Source organism: Bradyrhizobium sp. SHOUNA76, assembly GCF_023006445.1.
Taxonomy (GTDB): domain Bacteria; phylum Pseudomonadota; class Alphaproteobacteria; order Rhizobiales; family Xanthobacteraceae; genus Bradyrhizobium.
On the sequence record NZ_JALBHA010001226.1, the window covers coordinates 1 to 202 of the forward strand.

At 58.4% G+C, this 202-nt stretch carries 1 pseudogene; it reads right to left on the reverse strand.

What is annotated here, in order from left to right:
• Positions 1–144, reverse strand: a pseudogene (locus MOV74_RS40620) (branched-chain amino acid ABC transporter permease); the annotation flags it as partial.
• Positions 145–202: the final 58 nt, after the last annotated feature.

The window sequence follows — 202 nt, forward strand, 5'->3', positions numbered from 1 at the left end:
GAAGGTCGAGAACATCGCCATCTCGCCTTGCGCGAAGTTGAGATGGTCGATGGCCTGGTAGATCATGACCACGGCGAGCGCCATGCAGGCATAGATCGCGCCCGTGGCGATGCCGGCCAGGACCTGGTTGGTGAACAGCTCCATTGTCCCGGCTCCCTCAGTAACCCAGATAGGATTTGCGGATTTCTTCGTTGTTCGCGAT